General features: G+C 63.2%; 18 protein-coding genes. 6 read left to right on the top strand and 12 right to left on the bottom strand.

The annotated features are described in order from the left end of the window. Positions 1-30: 30 nt before the first annotated feature. On the top strand, positions 31-744 hold the full coding sequence (locus CXQ81_RS02585) for a PA5502 family lipoprotein (protein ID WP_101336394.1): 714 nt from the start codon (positions 31-33) through the stop codon (positions 742-744). 120 nt (positions 745-864) lie between these two features. Here CXQ81_RS02585 and katE read toward each other — a convergent pair whose 3' ends face one another. Then, positions 865-3,057: a catalase HPII gene (gene katE, locus CXQ81_RS02580; RefSeq protein ID WP_256593450.1), complete on the bottom strand. Its 2,193-nt coding sequence runs from the start codon at positions 3,055-3,057 to the stop codon at positions 865-867. Positions 3,058-3,270: 213 nt separating this feature from the next. On the opposite strand from katE, the gene CXQ81_RS02575 reads away from it, so the two are divergent. Genes CXQ81_RS02575 through CXQ81_RS02565 form a run of 3 tightly spaced genes read left to right on the top strand, consistent with a single transcriptional unit; the run spans position 3,271 to position 5,781 of the window. Next, positions 3,271-4,278, top strand: coding sequence for a methionine ABC transporter ATP-binding protein (locus CXQ81_RS02575; protein ID WP_007924306.1), 1,008 nt, complete (start codon positions 3,271-3,273; stop codon positions 4,276-4,278). Then, on the top strand, positions 4,278-4,952 hold the full coding sequence (locus CXQ81_RS02570) for a methionine ABC transporter permease (protein ID WP_007924307.1): 675 nt from the start codon (positions 4,278-4,280) through the stop codon (positions 4,950-4,952). The genes CXQ81_RS02575 and CXQ81_RS02570 overlap by 1 nt, the downstream gene beginning before the upstream one ends. Before the next feature lie 55 nt (positions 4,953-5,007). After that, the gene (locus tag CXQ81_RS02565) at positions 5,008-5,781 is read left to right on the top strand and encodes a MetQ/NlpA family ABC transporter substrate-binding protein (protein WP_101336393.1); all 774 of its coding nucleotides are present in this window, start codon (positions 5,008-5,010) and stop codon (positions 5,779-5,781) included. Positions 5,782-5,970: 189 nt separating this feature from the next. Here the strand turns inward: CXQ81_RS02565 and CXQ81_RS02560 are convergent, their stop codons facing one another. From CXQ81_RS02560 to CXQ81_RS02540, 5 genes are read right to left on the bottom strand one after another with little or no spacing between them, the layout of a single operon-like run. Next, a complete protein-coding gene (locus tag CXQ81_RS02560; protein ID WP_009041520.1) occupies positions 5,971-6,606 on the bottom strand; it encodes an SCO family protein in 636 nt (211 codons plus the stop codon). Then, entirely contained in the window at positions 6,603-7,502 is a 900-nt protein-coding gene (gene cyoE / locus CXQ81_RS02555) for a heme o synthase (protein ID WP_053263249.1), read from the bottom strand. The genes CXQ81_RS02560 and cyoE overlap by 4 nt, the downstream gene beginning before the upstream one ends. After that, complete coding sequence (locus CXQ81_RS02550) at positions 7,490-8,569, bottom strand: heme A synthase (RefSeq protein WP_053276838.1); 1,080 nt, start codon at positions 8,567-8,569, stop codon at positions 7,490-7,492. Before CXQ81_RS02550 ends, cyoE begins: the two co-directional genes overlap by 13 nt. 10 nt (positions 8,570-8,579) lie before the next feature. Beyond that, a complete protein-coding gene (locus CXQ81_RS02545; RefSeq protein WP_053263248.1) occupies positions 8,580-9,173 on the bottom strand; it encodes a hypothetical protein in 594 nt (197 codons plus the stop codon). Beyond that, positions 9,139-9,879 (bottom strand): SURF1 family protein, encoded by a 741-nt coding sequence (locus tag CXQ81_RS02540; RefSeq protein WP_007924317.1) that lies wholly within the window; start codon positions 9,877-9,879, stop codon positions 9,139-9,141. Before CXQ81_RS02540 ends, CXQ81_RS02545 begins: the two co-directional genes overlap by 35 nt. 69 nt (positions 9,880-9,948) lie before the next feature. Between CXQ81_RS02540 and CXQ81_RS02535 the strand changes: the two genes are divergently transcribed. Continuing rightward, complete coding sequence (locus CXQ81_RS02535) at positions 9,949-10,152, top strand: twin transmembrane helix small protein (RefSeq protein ID WP_007924318.1); 204 nt, start codon at positions 9,949-9,951, stop codon at positions 10,150-10,152. Positions 10,153-10,160: 8 nt separating this feature from the next. Here the strand turns inward: CXQ81_RS02535 and CXQ81_RS02530 are convergent, their stop codons facing one another. The 4 genes from CXQ81_RS02530 to coxB form a co-directional block, all read right to left on the bottom strand. Further along, a complete protein-coding gene (locus CXQ81_RS02530) occupies positions 10,161-11,048 on the bottom strand; it encodes a cytochrome c oxidase subunit 3 (protein WP_007924319.1) in 888 nt (295 codons plus the stop codon). Positions 11,049-11,075: 27 nt separating this feature from the next. Then, the gene (locus CXQ81_RS02525; protein WP_007924321.1) at positions 11,076-11,630 is read right to left on the bottom strand and encodes a cytochrome c oxidase assembly protein; all 555 of its coding nucleotides are present in this window, start codon (positions 11,628-11,630) and stop codon (positions 11,076-11,078) included. Between the two features lie 49 nt (positions 11,631-11,679). Then, the gene (gene ctaD, locus CXQ81_RS02520; RefSeq protein WP_007924322.1) at positions 11,680-13,281 is read right to left on the bottom strand and encodes a cytochrome c oxidase subunit I; all 1,602 of its coding nucleotides are present in this window, start codon (positions 13,279-13,281) and stop codon (positions 11,680-11,682) included. Positions 13,282-13,363: 82 nt separating this feature from the next. Beyond that, positions 13,364-14,491: a cytochrome c oxidase subunit II gene (gene coxB / locus CXQ81_RS02515; protein WP_053263243.1), complete on the bottom strand. Its 1,128-nt coding sequence runs from the start codon at positions 14,489-14,491 to the stop codon at positions 13,364-13,366. A 372-nt stretch (positions 14,492-14,863) separates the two neighbouring features. Here coxB and CXQ81_RS02510 point away from each other — a divergent pair, with 372 nt between their 5' ends. Further along, positions 14,864-15,514 carry a hypothetical protein gene (locus tag CXQ81_RS02510; protein ID WP_101336392.1) on the top strand — a complete coding sequence of 217 codons (651 nt, stop codon included), beginning with the start codon at positions 14,864-14,866 and terminating at the stop codon, positions 15,512-15,514. A 124-nt stretch (positions 15,515-15,638) separates the two neighbouring features. Here CXQ81_RS02510 and CXQ81_RS02505 read toward each other — a convergent pair whose 3' ends face one another. Next, positions 15,639-17,216 carry a SulP family inorganic anion transporter gene (locus tag CXQ81_RS02505; RefSeq protein WP_101336391.1) on the bottom strand — a complete coding sequence of 526 codons (1,578 nt, stop codon included), beginning with the start codon at positions 17,214-17,216 and terminating at the stop codon, positions 15,639-15,641. Between the two features lie 90 nt (positions 17,217-17,306). Further along, positions 17,307-18,041, bottom strand: coding sequence for a carbonic anhydrase (locus tag CXQ81_RS02500; RefSeq protein WP_007924326.1), 735 nt, complete (start codon positions 18,039-18,041; stop codon positions 17,307-17,309). Positions 18,042-18,175 lie beyond the last annotated feature (134 nt).

Genomic DNA, 18,175 nt, shown 5'->3' with positions numbered 1-18,175 from the left:
CGCTTTTTGCGCAATTAGAGAGTCGCAGGAATGAAGCCGTTCGCCTCCCGTTATCTGCTCCTTGTCGCATTTTCCCTGCTGCTGGGTGCCTGCCAGAGTACGCCGCCGGCTGAAGTGCCCGACGCCCGGGCCACGGCCATCGCACAGCTGCAGCAAAATATCGCCAGCAGCGAACTGGCCACCGCCGAAGACCAGTTGAGCGCCTTGCAGGCCCAGTCGCCCAACGACCCGCAGCTCGAGCAATACCAGCGTCAGCTGGCCGAAGCCTACCTGCAGCGCAGCCAGATCGTGTTGCAAAAGGGTGATGTCAACGCCGCCGCCACGGCCCTGAGCCGCGCCCGCGCGCTGATGCCCAAGGCACCGGCCCTGACCGGCGGCGTCGATGGCGCCATCACCCAGGCCCGTAAAGCCGAGCTGGAAAAAGCCGAAGCCGCACTCAAGGCAGCTGAAGCCCGGCCGCCAGCCAAGCTGATCGACCCGGCCGCCGAGAGCACCACCATTGCGCTGAACCTCAGTGATATCAAGCAACTGCGTCGGCAACTCGATGCGATCGCCGCCGATGTGGTGAATTACCAGTGCGACGTGAGCATCCAGGCGCCACGCACCGAAGATTACCCCTGGCTGAAGACCCTGCTGAGCAAGCGGGTGAAAAAGCTCGACGGCGAGTTCGACCTGCAGGTCAAGCGGCAGATCCTGCGCCACATCCCGGCACAGATGGTGCTGACGCCACGCAAAGCCCAATAACGCCACCTCTGTAGGAGCGAGCGGGCGGCGATCCGACTTGCCCGCGATGCGTGATAAACGCTAACGCGGTGCCAAACCCTTTCGCACGCAAGCTGTGCTCCTACAGAAGCGTCAGCAACATCAGGCCGGAATCGCCTTGGCCTTCGGCTCCCGCTCCCAGACCCGATGATGGGCAATCGCGTTGAAGAAGGCCTTCAACGCCTTGGCATCCCCGCCGACGATCAACCCCGCATCCACTTCCAGCTTGAGCACATCCAGCAATTGCTTGGCCTCGCCCTGCAAGGCAATTGCCTTGAGGTGCTTGTAGGCTTCGAGCAGGTAATGCAGGGCCACGCCATCGCCGCTCAAGGCCTGTATCGACTTGGCACCGCCCGGCACGAACACCGCGTCGAACGCCACTGACGGCAGCCCTTCCATGGAAGCGTCCACCGGCAGGGTCTTGCCATCCACCGTGGTCACGGGCGCCGAGGTCGGGCCCAGCAACCTGGCGTGGGCGCCTTCGGCTTGCAGGGCCTTTTTCAAGGCGTCGATCGCCTTGCCGTCGACCCCGTTCGCCGCCAGGATCGCCACTTTGCGGGTCTTGATATCCCCCGACAGCAGGTTGGCCTGGCTCAGGGCTGGCGAGTGATCGGGGGTCAGTTCAGGCACCTCGACAGTGCCCGCCTTGGGCACCGGCAAGCCCAGGTTCTGTGCGACCCGCCTGGCCAGCTCGAGATCGATATTGGCCAGGATCTCGTTGACCTGCCGCGCGCGGATCCACTCGCGCTCGACCTTGCCCAGCTCGAAGCTGTAGGCGGCGATGATGTGTTCCTGCTCATGCGTGCTCATGCTCTTGAAGAACAGTCGCGCCTGGGAGAAGTGGTCGCTGAAGGACGGGCTGCGCTGGCGGATCTTGTGCGCGTCGATGCGCTCGCTGTAGCTCTCGAAACCGCCATCCTCGGCCGCGGGCGGCGTCTCTTTCGGCCAGCCGCCATCGATGGAGTTGGGTTCGTAGGACGCCCGCCCCTTGTCGATGGTGGTGCGGTGCATGGCATCGCGCTGGCCGTTGTGGAAGGGCGCCAGCGGGCGGTTGATCGGCAGTTCATGGAAGTTCGGCCCGCCGAGGCGGCTGATCTGCGTATCGGTGTAGGAGAACAGCCGGCCCTGCAGCAGCGGGTCATTGGAGAAGTCGATGCCCGGCACGATATGCCCCGGGCAGAAGGCAACCTGCTCGGTCTCGGCGAAGAAGTTGTCCGGGTTGCGGTTGAGCACCATCTTGCCCAAGGGCGTGATCGGCACCAGCTCCTCGGGTATCAACTTGGTCGGGTCGAGGATGTCGAAATCGAACTTGTGCTCGTTTTCCTCGACTATCACCTGCACACCCAGTTCCCACTCCGGGTAATCGCCGCTCTCGATCGACTCCCACAGGTCGCGGCGATGGAAGTCGGTGTCCTTGCCCGCCAGCTTTTGCGCCTCGTCCCAGACCAGGGAACAGGTGCCCACTGTCGGCCGCCAGTGGAATTTGACGAAGCTGGAGGTGCCTTCGGCATTGATGAAACGAAAGGTGTGCACGCCAAAGCCCTGCATGCTGCGCAGGCTTTTCGGAATCGCCCGGTCGGACATGGCCCAGATCACCATGTGCGCCGATTCCGGCTGCAGCGACACGAAGTCCCAGAAGGTGTCGTGGGCCGAGCCACCGGTGGGGATCTCGTTGTGCGGCTCGGGTTTGACCGCATGGACGAAGTCGGGAAACTTGATCGCGTCCTGGATGAAGAACACCGGCATGTTGTTGCCCACCAGGTCGAAGTTGCCTTCGTCGGTGAAGAACTTCACGGCAAAACCGCGCACGTCGCGCACGGTGTCGCCAGAGCCGCGCGGCCCCTGCACCGTGGAGAAACGCACGAACACCGGGGTCTTCTTGCCCGGATCACGCAGGAAGCCGGCCTTGGTCAGGGCCGAATGATTCTCGTAGGCCTGGAAGTAACCATGGGCGCCGACACCACGGGCATGGACGATACGCTCCGGGATCCGCTCATGGTCGAAGTGCGTGATCTTCTCCCGCATGATGAAGTCTTCCAGCAGCGAGGGCCCGCGGGCGCCGGCCTTCAGGGTGTTCTGGTTATCGGCGACCTTGACCCCCTGGTTCGTGCGCAACGCCTGTTCGGTGGCGTCGGAGTGGAAGGTCTCCAGGCTGTGCAGCTTGCTGTTGGTGTTGCCGCGATCCAGGGTATCGGTCCCGGCCAGCTGGCTTTTCGGTGCGCTTGGCTTCTTGCTGCTCATCAGGCAAAACTCCTCGTTGGCGAAGTCCCGGCGGGGCGGGGCTTCATCGGGCAAAATCGCCAGGCACGGCACCTGGCTTTTTTCGAGTGGCTTATTGAGTGACTGATGAGGTTTGGCGCCGTTCCTTTTTTATGACCTTTGATCGCGTTATTGCCAAATCGAAGGATGAATACAAAATAAATGCTAAGAACCTCTATACGGACAGGCTAAAATGCGCGCCCGGCTAACCGCTGATCCTTTTCTAACGCGCCCCACAAGGTTCGCTACGTGATCGAGTTTCAAAACGTCCATAAAACCTACCGGGTCGCCGGTAAGGATATTCCCGCCCTGCATCCGACCAGCCTGAAGGTCGAGAACGGCCAGGTATTCGGCCTGATCGGCCATTCCGGCGCGGGCAAAAGTACCCTGCTGCGCCTGATCAACCGCCTGGAAAACCCCAGCGGCGGCAAGATCGTCGTCGACGACGAGGAAGTCACCGCCCTGGACGCCAACGGCCTGCGTCGCTTCCGCCAGCAGGTCGGGATGATCTTCCAGCACTTCAACCTGCTGGCCTCCAAGACCGTGGCCGACAACGTCGCGCTGCCGCTGACCCTGGCCGGCGAGCTGTCGCGCAGCGCAATCGACCAGCGCGTGGCCGAGTTGCTGGCCCGCGTCGGCCTGTCCGATCACGCCAAGAAATACCCAGCCCAGTTGTCCGGCGGGCAGAAGCAGCGCGTCGGCATCGCCCGCGCCCTGGCGACCAAGCCGAAGATCCTGCTGTGCGACGAAGCCACCAGCGCCCTGGACCCGCAGACCACCGCGTCGGTCCTGCAACTGCTGGCCGAGATCAACCGTGAACTAAAGCTGACCATCGTGCTGATCACCCATGAGATGGACGTGATCCGTCGCGTCTGTGACCAAGTGGCGGTAATGGATGCCGGGGTGATCGTCGAGCAGGGGTCGGTGGCCGAAGTGTTCCTGCATCCCAAGCACCCGACCACCAAGCGTTTCGTCCAGGAAGACGAGCAGATCGACGAAAGCGAACAGCGCGACGACTTCGCCCACGTGCCAGGGCGCATCGTGCGCCTGACCTTCCAGGGCGATGCCACCTACGCGCCGCTGCTGGGCACCGTGGCCCGCGAAACCGGGGTGGACTACAGCATCCTCGCCGGCCGCATCGACCGCATCAAAGACGTCCCTTACGGGCAACTGACCCTGGCTATCACCGGCGGTGACATGGAGGCGGCCTTCGCCCACTTCACCGCGGCGGATGTCCACATGGAGGTGCTGCGCTAATGGAACTGCTGACAAGTTTCTTCGCCAATATCGACTGGTACGAAATCTGGCTGGCCACCGGCGACACCCTGCTGATGCTCGGTGGCTCGCTGCTGTTCACCGTGCTGCTGGGCCTGCCCCTGGGCGTGCTGCTGTTCCTCTGCAGCCCGCGCCAGCTGCTGGAGCAGAAGAGCCTCTACGCCCTGCTGTCGCTGCTGGTGAACATCCTGCGCTCGCTGCCGTTCATCATCCTGCTGATCGTGATGATCCCGTTCACCGTGCTGATCACCGGTACTTCCCTGGGTGTCGCCGGCGCGATCCCGCCCCTGGTGGTCGGCGCCACGCCGTTCTTCGCCCGCCTGGTGGAGACCGCCCTGCGCGAAGTGGACCGCGGCATCATCGAAGCCACCCAGTCGATGGGCGCGACCACCCGGCAGATCATCACCAACGCCCTGCTGCCGGAAGCCCGCCCAGGTATTTTCGCGGCAATTACCGTGACAGCGATTACCCTTGTTTCCTACACCGCCATGGCGGGCGTGGTAGGCGCGGGCGGTCTCGGCGACCTGGCGATCCGCTTCGGTTACCAGCGCTTCCAGACCGATGTGATGGTGGTCACCGTGGTGCTGTTGCTGGTGCTGGTTCAAGTTCTGCAAACCGTCGGCGACAAGCTGGTGGTGCACTTTTCCCGAAAATAAGTCGGCCCTGGCCGGCAGGCGTCCGGCACCGGGCGCCTCACAAGGAGCTAGCTGGATGAAAAAACTACTCGTCGCTTTCGCCGCCGTTGCCGCGTTCTCCGCGCACGCCGCTGACACCCTGACCGTGGCCGCCACTCCGGTGCCTCACGCCGAGATCCTCGAATTCGTGAAGCCGGCGCTGGCCAAGGAAGGCCTGGACCTGAAGGTCAAGGTCTTCACCGACTACATCCAGCCGAACGTGCAGGTCGCGGAAAAGCGCCTGGACGCCAACTTCTTCCAGCACCAGCCGTACCTGGATGAGTTCAACAAGGCCAAGGGCACCCACCTGGTAAGCGTTGCCGGCGTGCACCTGGAGCCGCTGGGCGCCTACTCCAACAAGTTCAAGAAGCTCGAAGAGCTGCCGGGCGGCGCCAACGTGGTGATCCCCAACGACGCCACCAACGGCGGCCGTGCCTTGCTGCTGCTGGCCAAGGCCGGCCTGATCAAGCTCAAGGATTCCAACAACATCCTGTCTACGGTCAAAGACATCACCGAGAACAGCAAGGACCTGAAATTCCGTGAGCTGGAAGCCGCGACCATCCCGCGCGTGCTGACCCAGGTCGACCTGGCGCTGATCAACACCAACTACGCCCTGGAAGCCAAGCTGGACCCGTCCAAGGACGCCCTGGTGATCGAAGGCAAGGACTCGCCTTACGTGAACATCCTGGTGGCCCGTCCTGACGACAAGGACTCGGACGCCATGAAGAAACTGGTTGCCGCCCTGCACAGCCCCGAAGTGAAGCAATTCATTCTCGAGAAGTACAAAGGCGCTGTGGTACCGGCGTTCTGATCGGTTGCAGAAACACAAACGGGGCGCCTTGAGGCGCCCCGTTTCGTTTCAGTTGCCTGCCGAGTTCCCTGTAGCCGCTGCCGCAGGCTGCGATCGGCTCCACAGGAGACGTGCTCTTGAGGCCCTCGGAAGGCGCTACGCGCCTTATCGCAGCCTGCGGCAGCGGCTACAGGATTCAGGCGTCCCGGGTTACTTGCGCTGCAACATCACCGGCAGCTGGGCCACCAGTTTCTGGTTGTTCAGCGGCGCGCGGATGAAGCCGCGCTGGGTGCCGTCCGGGCCGATCACCGCGAGGTTGCCGCTGTGGTCGACGGTATAATTGGGCTTGCTGGTGTCGGCGGGAATGAACGGGATGCTCACCGCGTTAGCGAGCTTCTGCACGTCCGCCACCGAGGTCGCGGTCAGGCCCTTGAAGTCCTTGTCGAAGTAGCCCAGGTACTGTTTCAGCTGCTGCGGCGTGTCGCGGTTCGGGTCGACGCTGACCAGCACCACCTGCAGGTTATCCACCGCCTCCTTGGGCAGCTCGCTCTTGATCTGGCGCAGCTGGGCGAGGGTAGTCGGGCAGATATCCGGGCAGAAGGTGTAGCCGAAGAACAGCAGGCTCCACTTGCCCTTGAGCTCATTGAGCACCACCGGCTGGCCTTCCTGGTCGGTCATCTTCACATCCGGCAGGTTGCGGCTCTGGGGCAGCAGGATGATCCCGGCGTCGATCAACGCGGTCGGATCCCCCTGGTTCTTGCCGGTCAGCACTTTGTTGACGGTGAGCCCCAGCACCAGGGCCACCAGCGCCACGAGAATAAAGACGGTTTTCTGAGTTCGAGTCATAGGTTCAACAATAGGTAGTGGTCTACGAGCAGCGCGATAAACAGCAGGAACAAGTAATAAATAGAGTACTTGAAGGTGTTGATCGCCGCGTGCGGCCGACTGCCACGGTACAGCACCCAGGCCCATTGCAGAAAGCGCGCGCCCAGGCCCAGGGCACAAATCAGGTAGAGCATGCCGCTCATGTGGATCGCATAAGGCAGCAGGCTGACCGCCAGCAAGGCGCAGGTGTAGAGCAGGATATGCACCTTGGTGTAGTGCTCGCCGTGGGTCACTGGCAGCATCGGGATGTCGGCCTTGGCGTATTCCTCCTTGCGGTGAATGGCCAGCGCCCAGAAATGCGGCGGGGTCCAGGCGAAGATGATCAGCACCAGCAGCAGCGGTTCGGCGGTCACATGGCCGGTGGCCGCGACCCAGCCCAACAGCGGCGGCGCGGCCCCGGCCAGGCCGCCGATCACGATGTTCTGCGGGGTCGCCCGCTTGAGGAAGCCGGTGTAGATCACCGCATAACCGAGCAACGACGCCAGGGTCAGCCAGGCGGTCAGCGGGTTGGTGAACGCCAGCAGCAAGGCTTGCCCGGCGATGGCCAGCAGCAGGGCGAAACCCAGCGCCGCCGCCGGCGACACCCGGCCTTCGGCCAGCGGCCGTTTGTGGGTGCGCGCCATGACTGCATCGATCCGCCGGTCCACCACATGGTTCACCGCTGCCGCCGCGCCAGCGCACAGGGCGATGCCCAGGTTGCCGAACACCAGCACCGTCCACGGCACCCCGGCGCGAGTGGCGAGGAACATGCCCACCAGCGAGGTGATGAGCATCAGCACCACCACCTTGGGTTTGGTCAGCTCCAGGTAGTCACGCCAGATCGCCTGGCTGTGACGCTCGCCGATCAGAGTCGCCATGGCATCTCTCCTTTTATGGTTATGGGCCCGGCGGCGTGTTTGCGCGGGCTCAGGCGCCAGCCCAGCGGCAGGTGCGAGCGGGAGCGGACCAGGCTGGTGCGGGCGTGATAATTGACCAGCACCAGGGTCAGCAGCAGCGCAGCGCCGCCGGCGTTATGCGCCACGGCCACCGGCAGCGGCAGGTGGAACAGCACATTGCTGATGCCAAGGCCGATCTGCGCCGCCAGCGCCACCAGCACCAGCCCGGCGAGGCGGGTCATGCCCACATGCTTGAGTTGCCAGGCCAGGCCGAGCAACACCAGGGTCACCAGCAACGCGCCGATGCGATGGGTCAGATGGATGGCGGTGCGCGCGTCGCTGTCGAGCTGCCCGCCCAGGTAGTTGGGGCCGATGTGCTGGGTCAGGTGAAAGCCATTGGCGAAATCCGCCGCCGGCCACCACTGGCCGTGACAGGTCGGCAGGTCGATGCAGGCCACCGCCGCGTAGTTGGAGCTGACCCAGCCGCCCAGGGCGATCTGCCCGATCACCAGCACCAGCCCGGCCGTGGCCCAATATTGCAGGCGCCGCGGCACGATCAGCGCCGGCAGCACCCCGGACAGCCGTAGCGTCAGCAAGAACAGCAGGCTCAAGGTGGCGAAGCCGCCCAGCAGGTGCGCGGTGACGACTTGCGGCCACAGCTTGAGGGTCACCGTCCACATGCCGAACAAGGCCTGGGCGAACACCACCGAAAGCAGGAACAGCGGCAGTTTCAGCGGTTGCCCGGGATGATGCCGGTGGGTCCAGGAGCGTGCCGCCAGCAGCACGATCAACAGGCCCAGGGTGCCGGCGAAATAGCGGTGGATCATCTCGTTCCAGCCCTTGTGGGCTTCCACCGGAGTGTCGGGAAAATGCAGTTCGGCATGGGCCAGCTGGGCTTCGCTTTTCGGCACGCTGATGAAACCGTAGCAACCCGGCCAGTCCGGGCAGCCGAGGCCGGCGTGGGTCAGCCGGGTGTAGGCGCCGAGCAGCACCACGATCAGCGCCAGCAAGGTGGCAAACAAGGCGAGGCGAAATCCAGGTTTGGCCATGACGATGCCCTTATCCGATGTTCGACAGTTTCAGCAGATGACGCAGGTCGTTGAGCAGGTCCTTGCCCTTGACCCGGGCGTCGTAGCGCAGGACCAGGTTGCCGTGCGGGTCGACGATCCACAGCAGCGGTGCGCCCTGGTCGCTGGCGCCCTTGGTGAAGGTCGGCAGGTCCAGTGGATAGCGTTGTAGTTGCGGGTATTCGCGTTGCAGCTTGGCCTGGTAGTCGGCGTCCAGCGGCTGGGCGGCGGCCAGGGCGTGGCTGGCCCGGGAGGCGTCGCGGCCGAGGGAGATCTGGATCTGCCGCGCCAGGTACACCAGTTGCTGGCAATCCACGGCGCAGTCCCTGGGCGCGGTGACCAGGATCTGCCAGCGCGTCTCGTCGGCCTGGACCCCGATGTCGGCGCGGCTCTGGCCGTTGCCGATCAACTCGCCGTGGTAGCTGCGGCTTTCCGGCACCCAGAACTGCAACTTGTACATGCCGGTGGCGAGGATCATCGGACCGATCACCATGGCCACGATCAGCAGCAGCTGCCAGCGTCCGCGACGCCGGTTATGCGGCGCCTGGGCCTCAGAAATGTTGGGTGGATTCATGGCCGCTCCCATGGTGTTTCTCCCTTGCGTTATGCCATCCGAGATAGAGGTACAAAGCGCACAGGGCCAGCGCCATGGCGAACCACTGCACGGCGTAGCCCAGGTGTTTTTCCGGCCCCATGGCCACCACCGGCCATTCGGTCATGTAGGCGCCCGGGCCAGCCTCCTGGCGCAGCTCGTAGGCAAAACCGCTGCGTCCCAGTTCGCTCCAGAGCCTGGCCGGATCGATCGTCGTCACCAGCCGCGGCCACTGGGCATTCAGTGGGTCGGCGTGCAGTTGAAAGGTCGCGCCGGAGGCGACATAGACCCAGGCATCGAGGCTCAACGACTGTTCCGGGGTGTTGAATGCGGGTGGCGTGCGCCGGTCCGGCCAGGGCAGCCAGCCACGGTTGAGCAGCAGCCATTGGCCGCTGGCCTGGTCGAGAAAGGGTTGCAGCAGCTCGACCCCGACCTTGCCTTCATGCATGCGGTTATCCAGCAACAGGCTGTGGGCCGCATCGAAGCGGCCATGCAATTGCACCCGACGGAAAGCCGGATCGCTGGCAGCCTGCAGTTCATCCACGGTCAAAGGCTCGGCCACCCGCCGTTCGGCGTAGCTGGCCAGCAGCTCGCGCTTCTGTTCGCCCCGCCCCAGTTGCCAGAACCCGAGCGTCACCAGCACCGGCAGCAACGCCAACACCACCAGGGTCGGCAGCACGCCCGGACGAAAACCGTTCATGGCAGCGCCCGAAAGTGGCGAGATCGACTGGCTATACTCAAGCGCATCGCGTTTCTCCCGGAGCCCACCATGCTTAAAGCGGCCATCGTCCTGTTGCTGATCGCCACGCTCATCAGCCTGTTCAGCGGCCTGTTCTTTCTGGTCAAGGACGACAGCAGCTCCCATCGCCTGCTCAGGTCGCTGACCGTTCGTGTGTGCCTGGCCGCGCTCACCGTCGGCTTGATCGCCTGGGGTTTCTTCAGCGGCCAGCTGGTGTCGCACGCGCCCTGGTAACGCCGCGCTCAGAGCACGTAGACGAAGACAAACAAGCCGATCCACACCACATCGACGAAGTGCCAATACCAACTGGCCGCCTCGAAACCGAACTGATGCTCGGCGTCGAAGTGCCCCTTCATGATGCGCATCAGCATCACGAACAAAATCAGCGTGCCGATGGTCACGTGGGCGCCGTGAAAGCCGGTGAGCATGAAGAACGTGGCGCCGTAGATGCCCGAACCCAGGGTCAGCCCCAGCTCGTGGTAGGCGTGCAGGTATTCCTCGGCCTGGAAGCCGAGAAACGCACAGCCCAGCAGCACGGTGATCGCCAGCCAGATTTTCAGCGCGCCGCGGTGGCCGTTCTTCAGGGCGTGGTGGGCGATGGTCACGGTGACGCTGGAACTCACCAGCAGCACGGTGTTGAGCAGCGGCAGGCCCCAGGGGCTGATGACTTCCTTGGGCGGCGGGAACAGCTTGGAATCGGGGTTTTCGAGCAATGGCCAGACGAACTCGAAGTTCGGCCAGAGCATGTGCGCGATGCCCTTGCTGCCTTCGCCGCCCAGGGCCGGGCCAGCGATATGGCGCACGTAGAACAGCGCGCCGAAGAAGGCGATGAAGAACATCACTTCGGAAAAGATGAACCAGCTCATGCCCCAGCGGAACGAGCGATCCAGCTGGGCGCTGTACAGGCCGGCGCGACTTTCCTTGATCACCGCGCCGAACCAGCCGAACAGCATGTAGGCCAGCAGCAGGCTCCCGACGAAGAAAATCAGCGGGCCATGGGATTCCGGGCGCGCGGCCTTGAGGTCGTTGAACCAGGTGGCCAGGCCGAACACCGTAACGAACATGCCCACCGTGGCGATGATCGGCCACTTGCTCTGGGCGGGAACGTAATAATGCTCATGAGTTGCCATTTATTGTTCTCCTTATCGGGCACCGTCTTAACCGCCGGTGTTGGTGCTCACGGCCACCGGTGGATGACGCGCGGTGATATCGAACAGCGTGTAAGCCAGCGTCAGGTGCTTCACATCCTTGGGCATGTCGCGGTCAACGATGAAACGTACCGGCATCTCGATCTGCTGACCGGGTTGCAGCACTTGCTGGGTGAAACAGAAGCATTCGGTCTTGTGGAAATACATCGCGGCGCTGCTCGGCGAAATGCTCGGGATCGCCTGGGCGCTCATCGGCCGGTCGCTGGGGTTGCGGGCAATGAAGATCATCTCGTTCACTGCGCCGGGATGAACCACGATGTCGTCGGCCTTGGGATAGAAGTCCCAGACCATGTCGATCGCGTTGGTCGACAGGAACTGCACGCGCACCTGGCGCGAGACATCCACTTGCTGCTCGCCGGAATACTGCCCGCCGGTCTTGCCGTTGATGCCCAGCGCCTTGCACATCACGTCGTAGATCGGCACCAGGGCAAAACCGAAGACGAACATCGCCGCCACCACCAGCAACAGGCGGGTGACCAGCTTCTTCATCGAAACCTCGGCCATCAGCGACCTCCTGCTGTTTCAGAGGCGAGCGGGCATCGCACCAGGCTGTTCATTTCACTTCCGGCGGCGTGGTGAAGGTGTGGTACGGCGCCGGCGACGGCACGCTCCACTCCAGCCCTTCGGCACCGTCCCAGGGCTTGGCCGGTGCGGGTTGGCCGCCACGGATGCACTTGATGACGATGAACAGGAAGAAGATCTGCGTCGCGCCGAAGGTGAACGCGCCGATGGACGACACCATGTTGAAATCGGCGAACTGCAGGTTGTAGTCCGGGATCCGCCGCGGCATCCCCGCCAGGCCGACGAAGTGCATCGGGAAGAACGCCATGTTCATACCGATGAAGGACAGCCAGAAGTGCAGCTTGCCCAGGGTTTCGTCGTACATGTGCCCGGTCCACTTCGGCAGCCAGTAATAGGCCGAGGCGAAGATGCCGAAGATCGCGCCCGGCACCAGCACATAGTGGAAGTGCGCAACCACGAAATAGGTGTCCTGGTACTGGAAGTCCGCCGGGGCGATGGCCAGCATCAGCCCGGAGAAGCCGCCGATGGTGAACAGGATCACGAAGGCCACGGCGAACAGCATCGGCGTCTCGAAGGTCAGCGAGCCCTGCCACATGGTGCTGACCCAGTTGAAGACCTTGACCCCGGTCGGCACCGCGATAAGCATCGTGGCGTACATGAAGAACAGCTCGCCCACCAGCGGAATGCCGACCACGAACATGTGGTGCGCCCAGACGATGAACGACAGGAAGGCGATACTCGCCGTGGCGTAGACCATCGAGGTGTAGCCGAACAGCGGCTTGCGCGAGAAGGCCGGGATGATCGCGCTGACGGCGCCGAAGGCCGGCAGGATCATGATGTACACCTCGGGGTGACCGAAGAACCAGAACACATGCTGGAACAGCACCGGATCACCGCCGCCGGCGGCGCTGAAGAAGCTGGTGCCGAAGTGGATGTCCATCAGCATCATGGTCACGCAGCCGGCCAGCACCGGCATCACCGCGATCAGCAGGAACGCGGTGATCAGCCAGGTCCAGACGAACAGTGGCATCTTCATCAGGGTCATGCCGGGAGCACGCAGGTTGAGGATGGTGGCGATCACGTTGATCGCGCCCATGATCGAGCTGATGCCCATCAGGTGGATGGCGAAGATGAAGAAGGTCACGCTTTCCGGCGCGTAGGTGGTGGACAGCGGGGCGTAGAAGGTCCAGCCGAAGTTGGGTCCGCCACCGGGCATGAACAGGGTCGAGACCAGCAGCAGGAACGCCGCCGGCAGCAACCAGAAACTGAAGTTGTTCATCCGTGGCAGAGCCATGTCCGGCGCGCCGACCATCAGCGGGATCATCCAGTTGGCCAGGCCGACAAAGGCCGGCATCACCGCGCCGAAGACCATCACCAGGCCATGCATGGTGGTCATCTGGTTGAAGAATTCCGGCTGCACGATCTGCAGGCCGGGCTGGAACAGCTCGGCGCGGATCACCATGGCGAACGAGCCGCCGAGCAGGAACATGGAGAAGGCGAACCACAGGTACAGGGTGCCGATGTCCTTGTGGTTGGTGGTCAGCACCCAGCGCATCAGGCCCTTGGCGGGGCCGTGGGTGTGGTCATGATCGCCAACGATTGCATGACCGTGCTCATCGCTCACAGCGTTCATGGCCTGTCTCCTGTAAACGGTTGGGCTGGACGATCGAGGGCGACACGCCCCGAGCGGCTGCGGGAACACGCAATGGACCGGGTCATTTGCTTTGCGCCTGTTTCAGAGCCAGGACATCCTTGGGCGTCACCATGTCGCCTTTGTTGTTGCCCCAGGCGTTACGTTCGTAGGTGATCACCGCTGCCAGATCGACTTCCGACAACTGCTTGCCGAACGCCGCCATGGCGGTGCCGGGCTTGCCGTGGAAGACGATGTTCAAGTGATCCGCCACCGGCCCGGTGGCGATCTTCGAGCCCTTGAGCGCCGGGAACATCGGCGGCAGGCCCTGGCCTTCGGCCTGGTGACAGGCCACGCAGGTGGTGTGGTAGACCTTGTCGCCACGGGCCACCAGCTCTTCGAGGGTCCATTCCTTGCTGGTCAGTTCCTTGAGCTTGAGGGCTTCGGCCTTGCGTTCGCCCAGCCAGGTGTCGTAGTCGGCCTGGGTCTTCACGTCGACCACGATCGGCATGAAACCGTGGTCCTTGCCGCACAGCTCGGCGCACTGGCCGCGATACAGGCCGGGCTTGTCGACCCGGGTCCAAGCTTCGTTGACGAAACCGGGGATCGCATCGCGCTTGACCGCGAAGGCCGGAACCCACCAGGAATGGATGACGTCGGCGGAGGTCACCAGAAAACGCACCTTGGCGCCGATCGGCAGCACCAGTGGCTGATCGACTTCCAGCAGATAGTGCTCGCCCTTGGCGCTCTGGTTATGAATCTGTTCGGCGGGAGTGGTCAGGTTGCTGAAGAACTCGACGTCCTGGCCCAGGTATTTGTAGTGCCACTTCCACTGATAACCGGTGATCTGGATGTCCACATCCGGTTCGCTGGCGTCGTACATCTTGATCAGGGTCGCGGTGGCGGGAACGGCCATGGCCACCAGGATCAGCAGCGGCACCACGGTCCAGAGGATTTCCACCGTCGTGCTTTCGTGAAACTTGGCGGCCACCTGGCCGGTGGAGCGGCGGTGCAGGATCATCGACCAGAACATGGCGCCAAAGACAATGACGCCGATCACCACACAGATCCAGAAGATGGTCATGTGCAGGTCGAATACCGCGTGACTTATATCAGTCGCTCCAGGCGCCATATTCACGGTCCAGGCGCCATGCGCCTGGCTGAATACCGACCACAACAGGAGGCCCATCCAGACTTGTGGATGTCGCATCATTGCGGGTTCCCCTTATCGTTCTTGTTATCCCGCCGGCTTACACCTGCGGCCAAGGGAGCGGCTGCCTAGACTACGAACTTAAACCGCCGAGCCTTCGCTGCGCATGCAGTCGGGCGTCATCAGCTAACTTCATTCAGACCCGAGTATAGACAGCGACTTCGACCTCGCAATGCGGTGCCGTAAATCCACTGAAACAGTTTGCCGCTGCCTTATAGGCCACGGTTGGAAAGGGATAGGGGATCAATGATGGCGAAGCGATATAACCCAGACGACTAACCATGAAATAATTATGAAAAATACGTCTTAAGCGATTTCGTGAGCAGGCTAACTTATGTCTTCCCTAATTAATTGCCCTTGTTTCCTGGAGTATTCATGAACACCGCCGCATTGCGCGAGCAGATCCAACGAGCCCATCAACATGAGTCCAGCACCGGGCAATTGCGCCGTCAGCTGGAAACCCAATTGCCACACCTGCACCCCGCCATCCAGCTCCCCGAAGTGGACGCCCAGGGGGTGATGACCCGTTTTGTCGCTGCTTATATCGATCAGGTTCCCGACCTGCTGGACGCCGCCAACGAAGTCGCGCGCGAAGCCGGTATCGAGTCGCAGATCAAGCCGGTGCTGAAGATCGCCGAGCAGTTCTTCCTCCAGCCGCCCGCCATCATGGCCGGCCACGAAGGCCTGGACAGCCTGCTGGACGAAGCCTATCTGGCCCATCGCCTGGTGGAGGAGGTCAACGACCTGTACATCACGCATTTCGGCCAGCCGCTGATTCCCCTGGACACCACGGTGGCCAACCTGATCGCCCACCAGTTGATCGGCGAAACCTTCGCCAACCAGCTGGACGAAGCGGTGCACCATGCGGTCGACGCGATGCTCGACGAAGAGAGCTTCGCCCTGGAGTCGGTCGAGGCCTACCGGGAAAAGCTCAACAGCCCCGACACCGATGCCGCCTGGAAACGCTGGCCGTGCCTGTCGCGCCAACTGGGCGTGGAGCTGGAACTCGACCAGCCGGCTGCCTGATGATTGCAGGTAGCGGCCCTCTAGCCGCTGCCGCAGGCTGCGATCGACCGGCACGGTCTCGGCGATATCACTGGCGCTGAAGGCCCTTCGGACCTTATCGCAGCCTTCGGCAGCGGCTACAGGGCTACAGACTTACGCCCGGCTCAGGCCTTTGGGCCCCCAGCTTCGAGGCCGGGCTCACGCCCACATTGGTGTGCAAGCGCCCCTCCAGCCGGCGCTTCAACCCGCGCGACTCGATCACCAGCTTCGAGCCCTTGGCCGCATTGGCTCGTCCCCACTCCTCGAGCAGCTCCAGGCAGGCATGGTCGATGTAGCCCAGGTTATTGAGCGGCACATGCACCGTGGTGCCCGGCGGGATGCTGCCCAGCGCCTGGGTCAGGGCCGGCACCTTGAGGAAGGTCGCGGCGCCCACCAGGCGCAGTTCCATTTCGCCTTCGGCGGGCAGGTCCACCAGGCTGATCTTCAGCCGCGAAGCGCCCCAGGCCAGCTTCACCAGGGTCAGGCCGAAACCGATCAGCACACCGGTCAGCAGGTCGGTGAAGACAATCGCCAGCGCGGTCACGCCGTAGATCAGCATCGGCATCGGCCCATAACGACCCAGCTTGCGGAACGACTTGAGGTCCACCAGCTTGAATCCGGTGTACACCAGCACACCCGCCAGGCTGGCCACCGGAATGCTTTGCAGCACGCTGGACAGCAACAGCACGAACGCCAGCAGCCACAAACCGTGGAAGATCGCCGACAGCCGCGTGGTCGCGCCCGCCTGGACGTTGGCCGAGCTGCGCACGATCACCCCGGTCATCGGCAGGGCGCCGAGCAACCCGCAGAGCATGTTGCCGATCCCTTGCGCCGACAGTTCACGGTCGAAATCCGAGCGCGTACCGCTGTGCATGCGATCCACCGCGGCCGCGGACAGCAGGGTTTCGGCGCTGGCGATAAAGGCCACGGCAAAGGCCGCGATCAGCAGCGTCGGGTCCGCCAGGTTGAGCAGGTCGGCCGGCCGCAGCCAGTCGATCGCCTCGGCAAGGTTTTCCGGCACCTCGACCCGCTTGACCTGCAGCGCCAGGGCCAGGCTGGCAAAGGTCGCCAGGCCGACGCCCAGCAGGGCGCCGGGGATGAAGCGCAGCGAATGCGGGCGCAGTTTTTCCCACAGGAACATCACCGCCATGGTCGACAGGCCCAGCAGCCCGGCCTGCCAGCCAAAGCCGCCGCCCAGGCTGGGCAAGGCCTGGGCCACCGCCTCGGGGAAGCCCGCGAGGTTATCCAGGCCGGACGCCTGGGGCTGGGCGTCGAGCATCACGTGCACCTGGGAGAGCACGATCAACACCCCGATCCCGGCAAGCATGCCGTAGACCACCGCCGGCGCCGTGACCCGAAACCAGCAACCCAGGCGCAGGCGCCCGGCCACCAGTTGCAGGAAACCCGCCAGTAGCAGGATCGGCCCGAGCATGGCGATACCGTGCTGGCGTACCAGCTCGAACACCAGGACCGCCAACCCTGCGGCCGGACCGCTGACCTGCAAGGGCGAGCCGGCCAGCCAGCCCACCACCAGGCCACCGATGATTCCGGTGATCAACCCCTTGGCCGGCGGCATGCCGGAAGCGATGGCGATACCCATGCACAAGGGCAGGGCCACCAGAAACACCACCACGGAAGCGAGCAGCTCCCGTGGCAAAACAGCTTTCAATTGTGCTGCACGCATGATGATTCTCCCGAAGCTTTCTTCAGGCGTGGCAAAGCCTGACCGCGCGGACGGCAGTCATGGCTGAACCCCACTGGGATTTAGGAGGATTTAGAAGCGCGCTTTAGGCGTCGCAACCGGGATCGGATGGCGTCCGTCCAACGGCAGGAAACACCCTTGATCCGCGTCGTAGGCTTTGATTTCGCTGGTTTCGATGTTGTACACCCAGCCATGGATGAACAACTGGCCGTTGGCCATGCGCGAAGCCACCGAAGGGTGGGTGCGCAAATGCTGCAACTGGGCGATGACATTCTCTTCGGTCAGCACATGCATGCTGGCGTTCTCGTCGGCGCAGTCGCAGTTCTCCTGGACCATGGTCTTGGCGACTTCGGCGTGGCGCAGCCAGGCTTTGACCGTCGGCATCTTTTCCAGGCTCTGCGGGTTGAGCACCGCGCGCATGGCGCCGCAGTCGGAATGGCCGCAAACGATGATGTGGTGCACACCCAGGGCCATGACCGCGTATTCGATGGCCGTGGACACACCGCCGTTCATCTGCCCGTATGGCGGTACCACGTTACCGACGTTGCGGGTCACGAACAGGTCGCCCGGGGCGCTCTGGGTAATCAGTTCGGGGACGATGCGCGAATCCGCGCAGGCAATGAACATCGCCCGCGGCCGCTGGGCCGTGGCGAGTTTCTTGAACAGTTCTTCCTGCTGTGGGAAGACCTCGTGATGAAAATGCAAAAAGCCGTCAACGATTATCTGCAGCGCTGCATCGGCGCTTTCGGCGACCTCCGGGGACGCTGAAGCCGACGCAGCCAACGGCTGTTTATCCTTGTCACTCATGATTCATCCTCTTTTGACGGATTAGGTGAATTTTCCAGTTTTATCCGGCACGACGCCAGCGATTGATTAAAAAACAACCAGCCCGCTGACAGCGACCCATCGGTCACTTGGTGAACAAGGTAGCCTTCCAAACT

It is taken from the genome of Pseudomonas sp. 09C 129, from assembly GCF_002843625.1.
Lineage (GTDB): Bacteria > Pseudomonadota > Gammaproteobacteria > Pseudomonadales > Pseudomonadaceae > Aquipseudomonas > Aquipseudomonas chlororaphis.
This window is presented reverse-complemented; position numbering and strand designations above follow the sequence as displayed.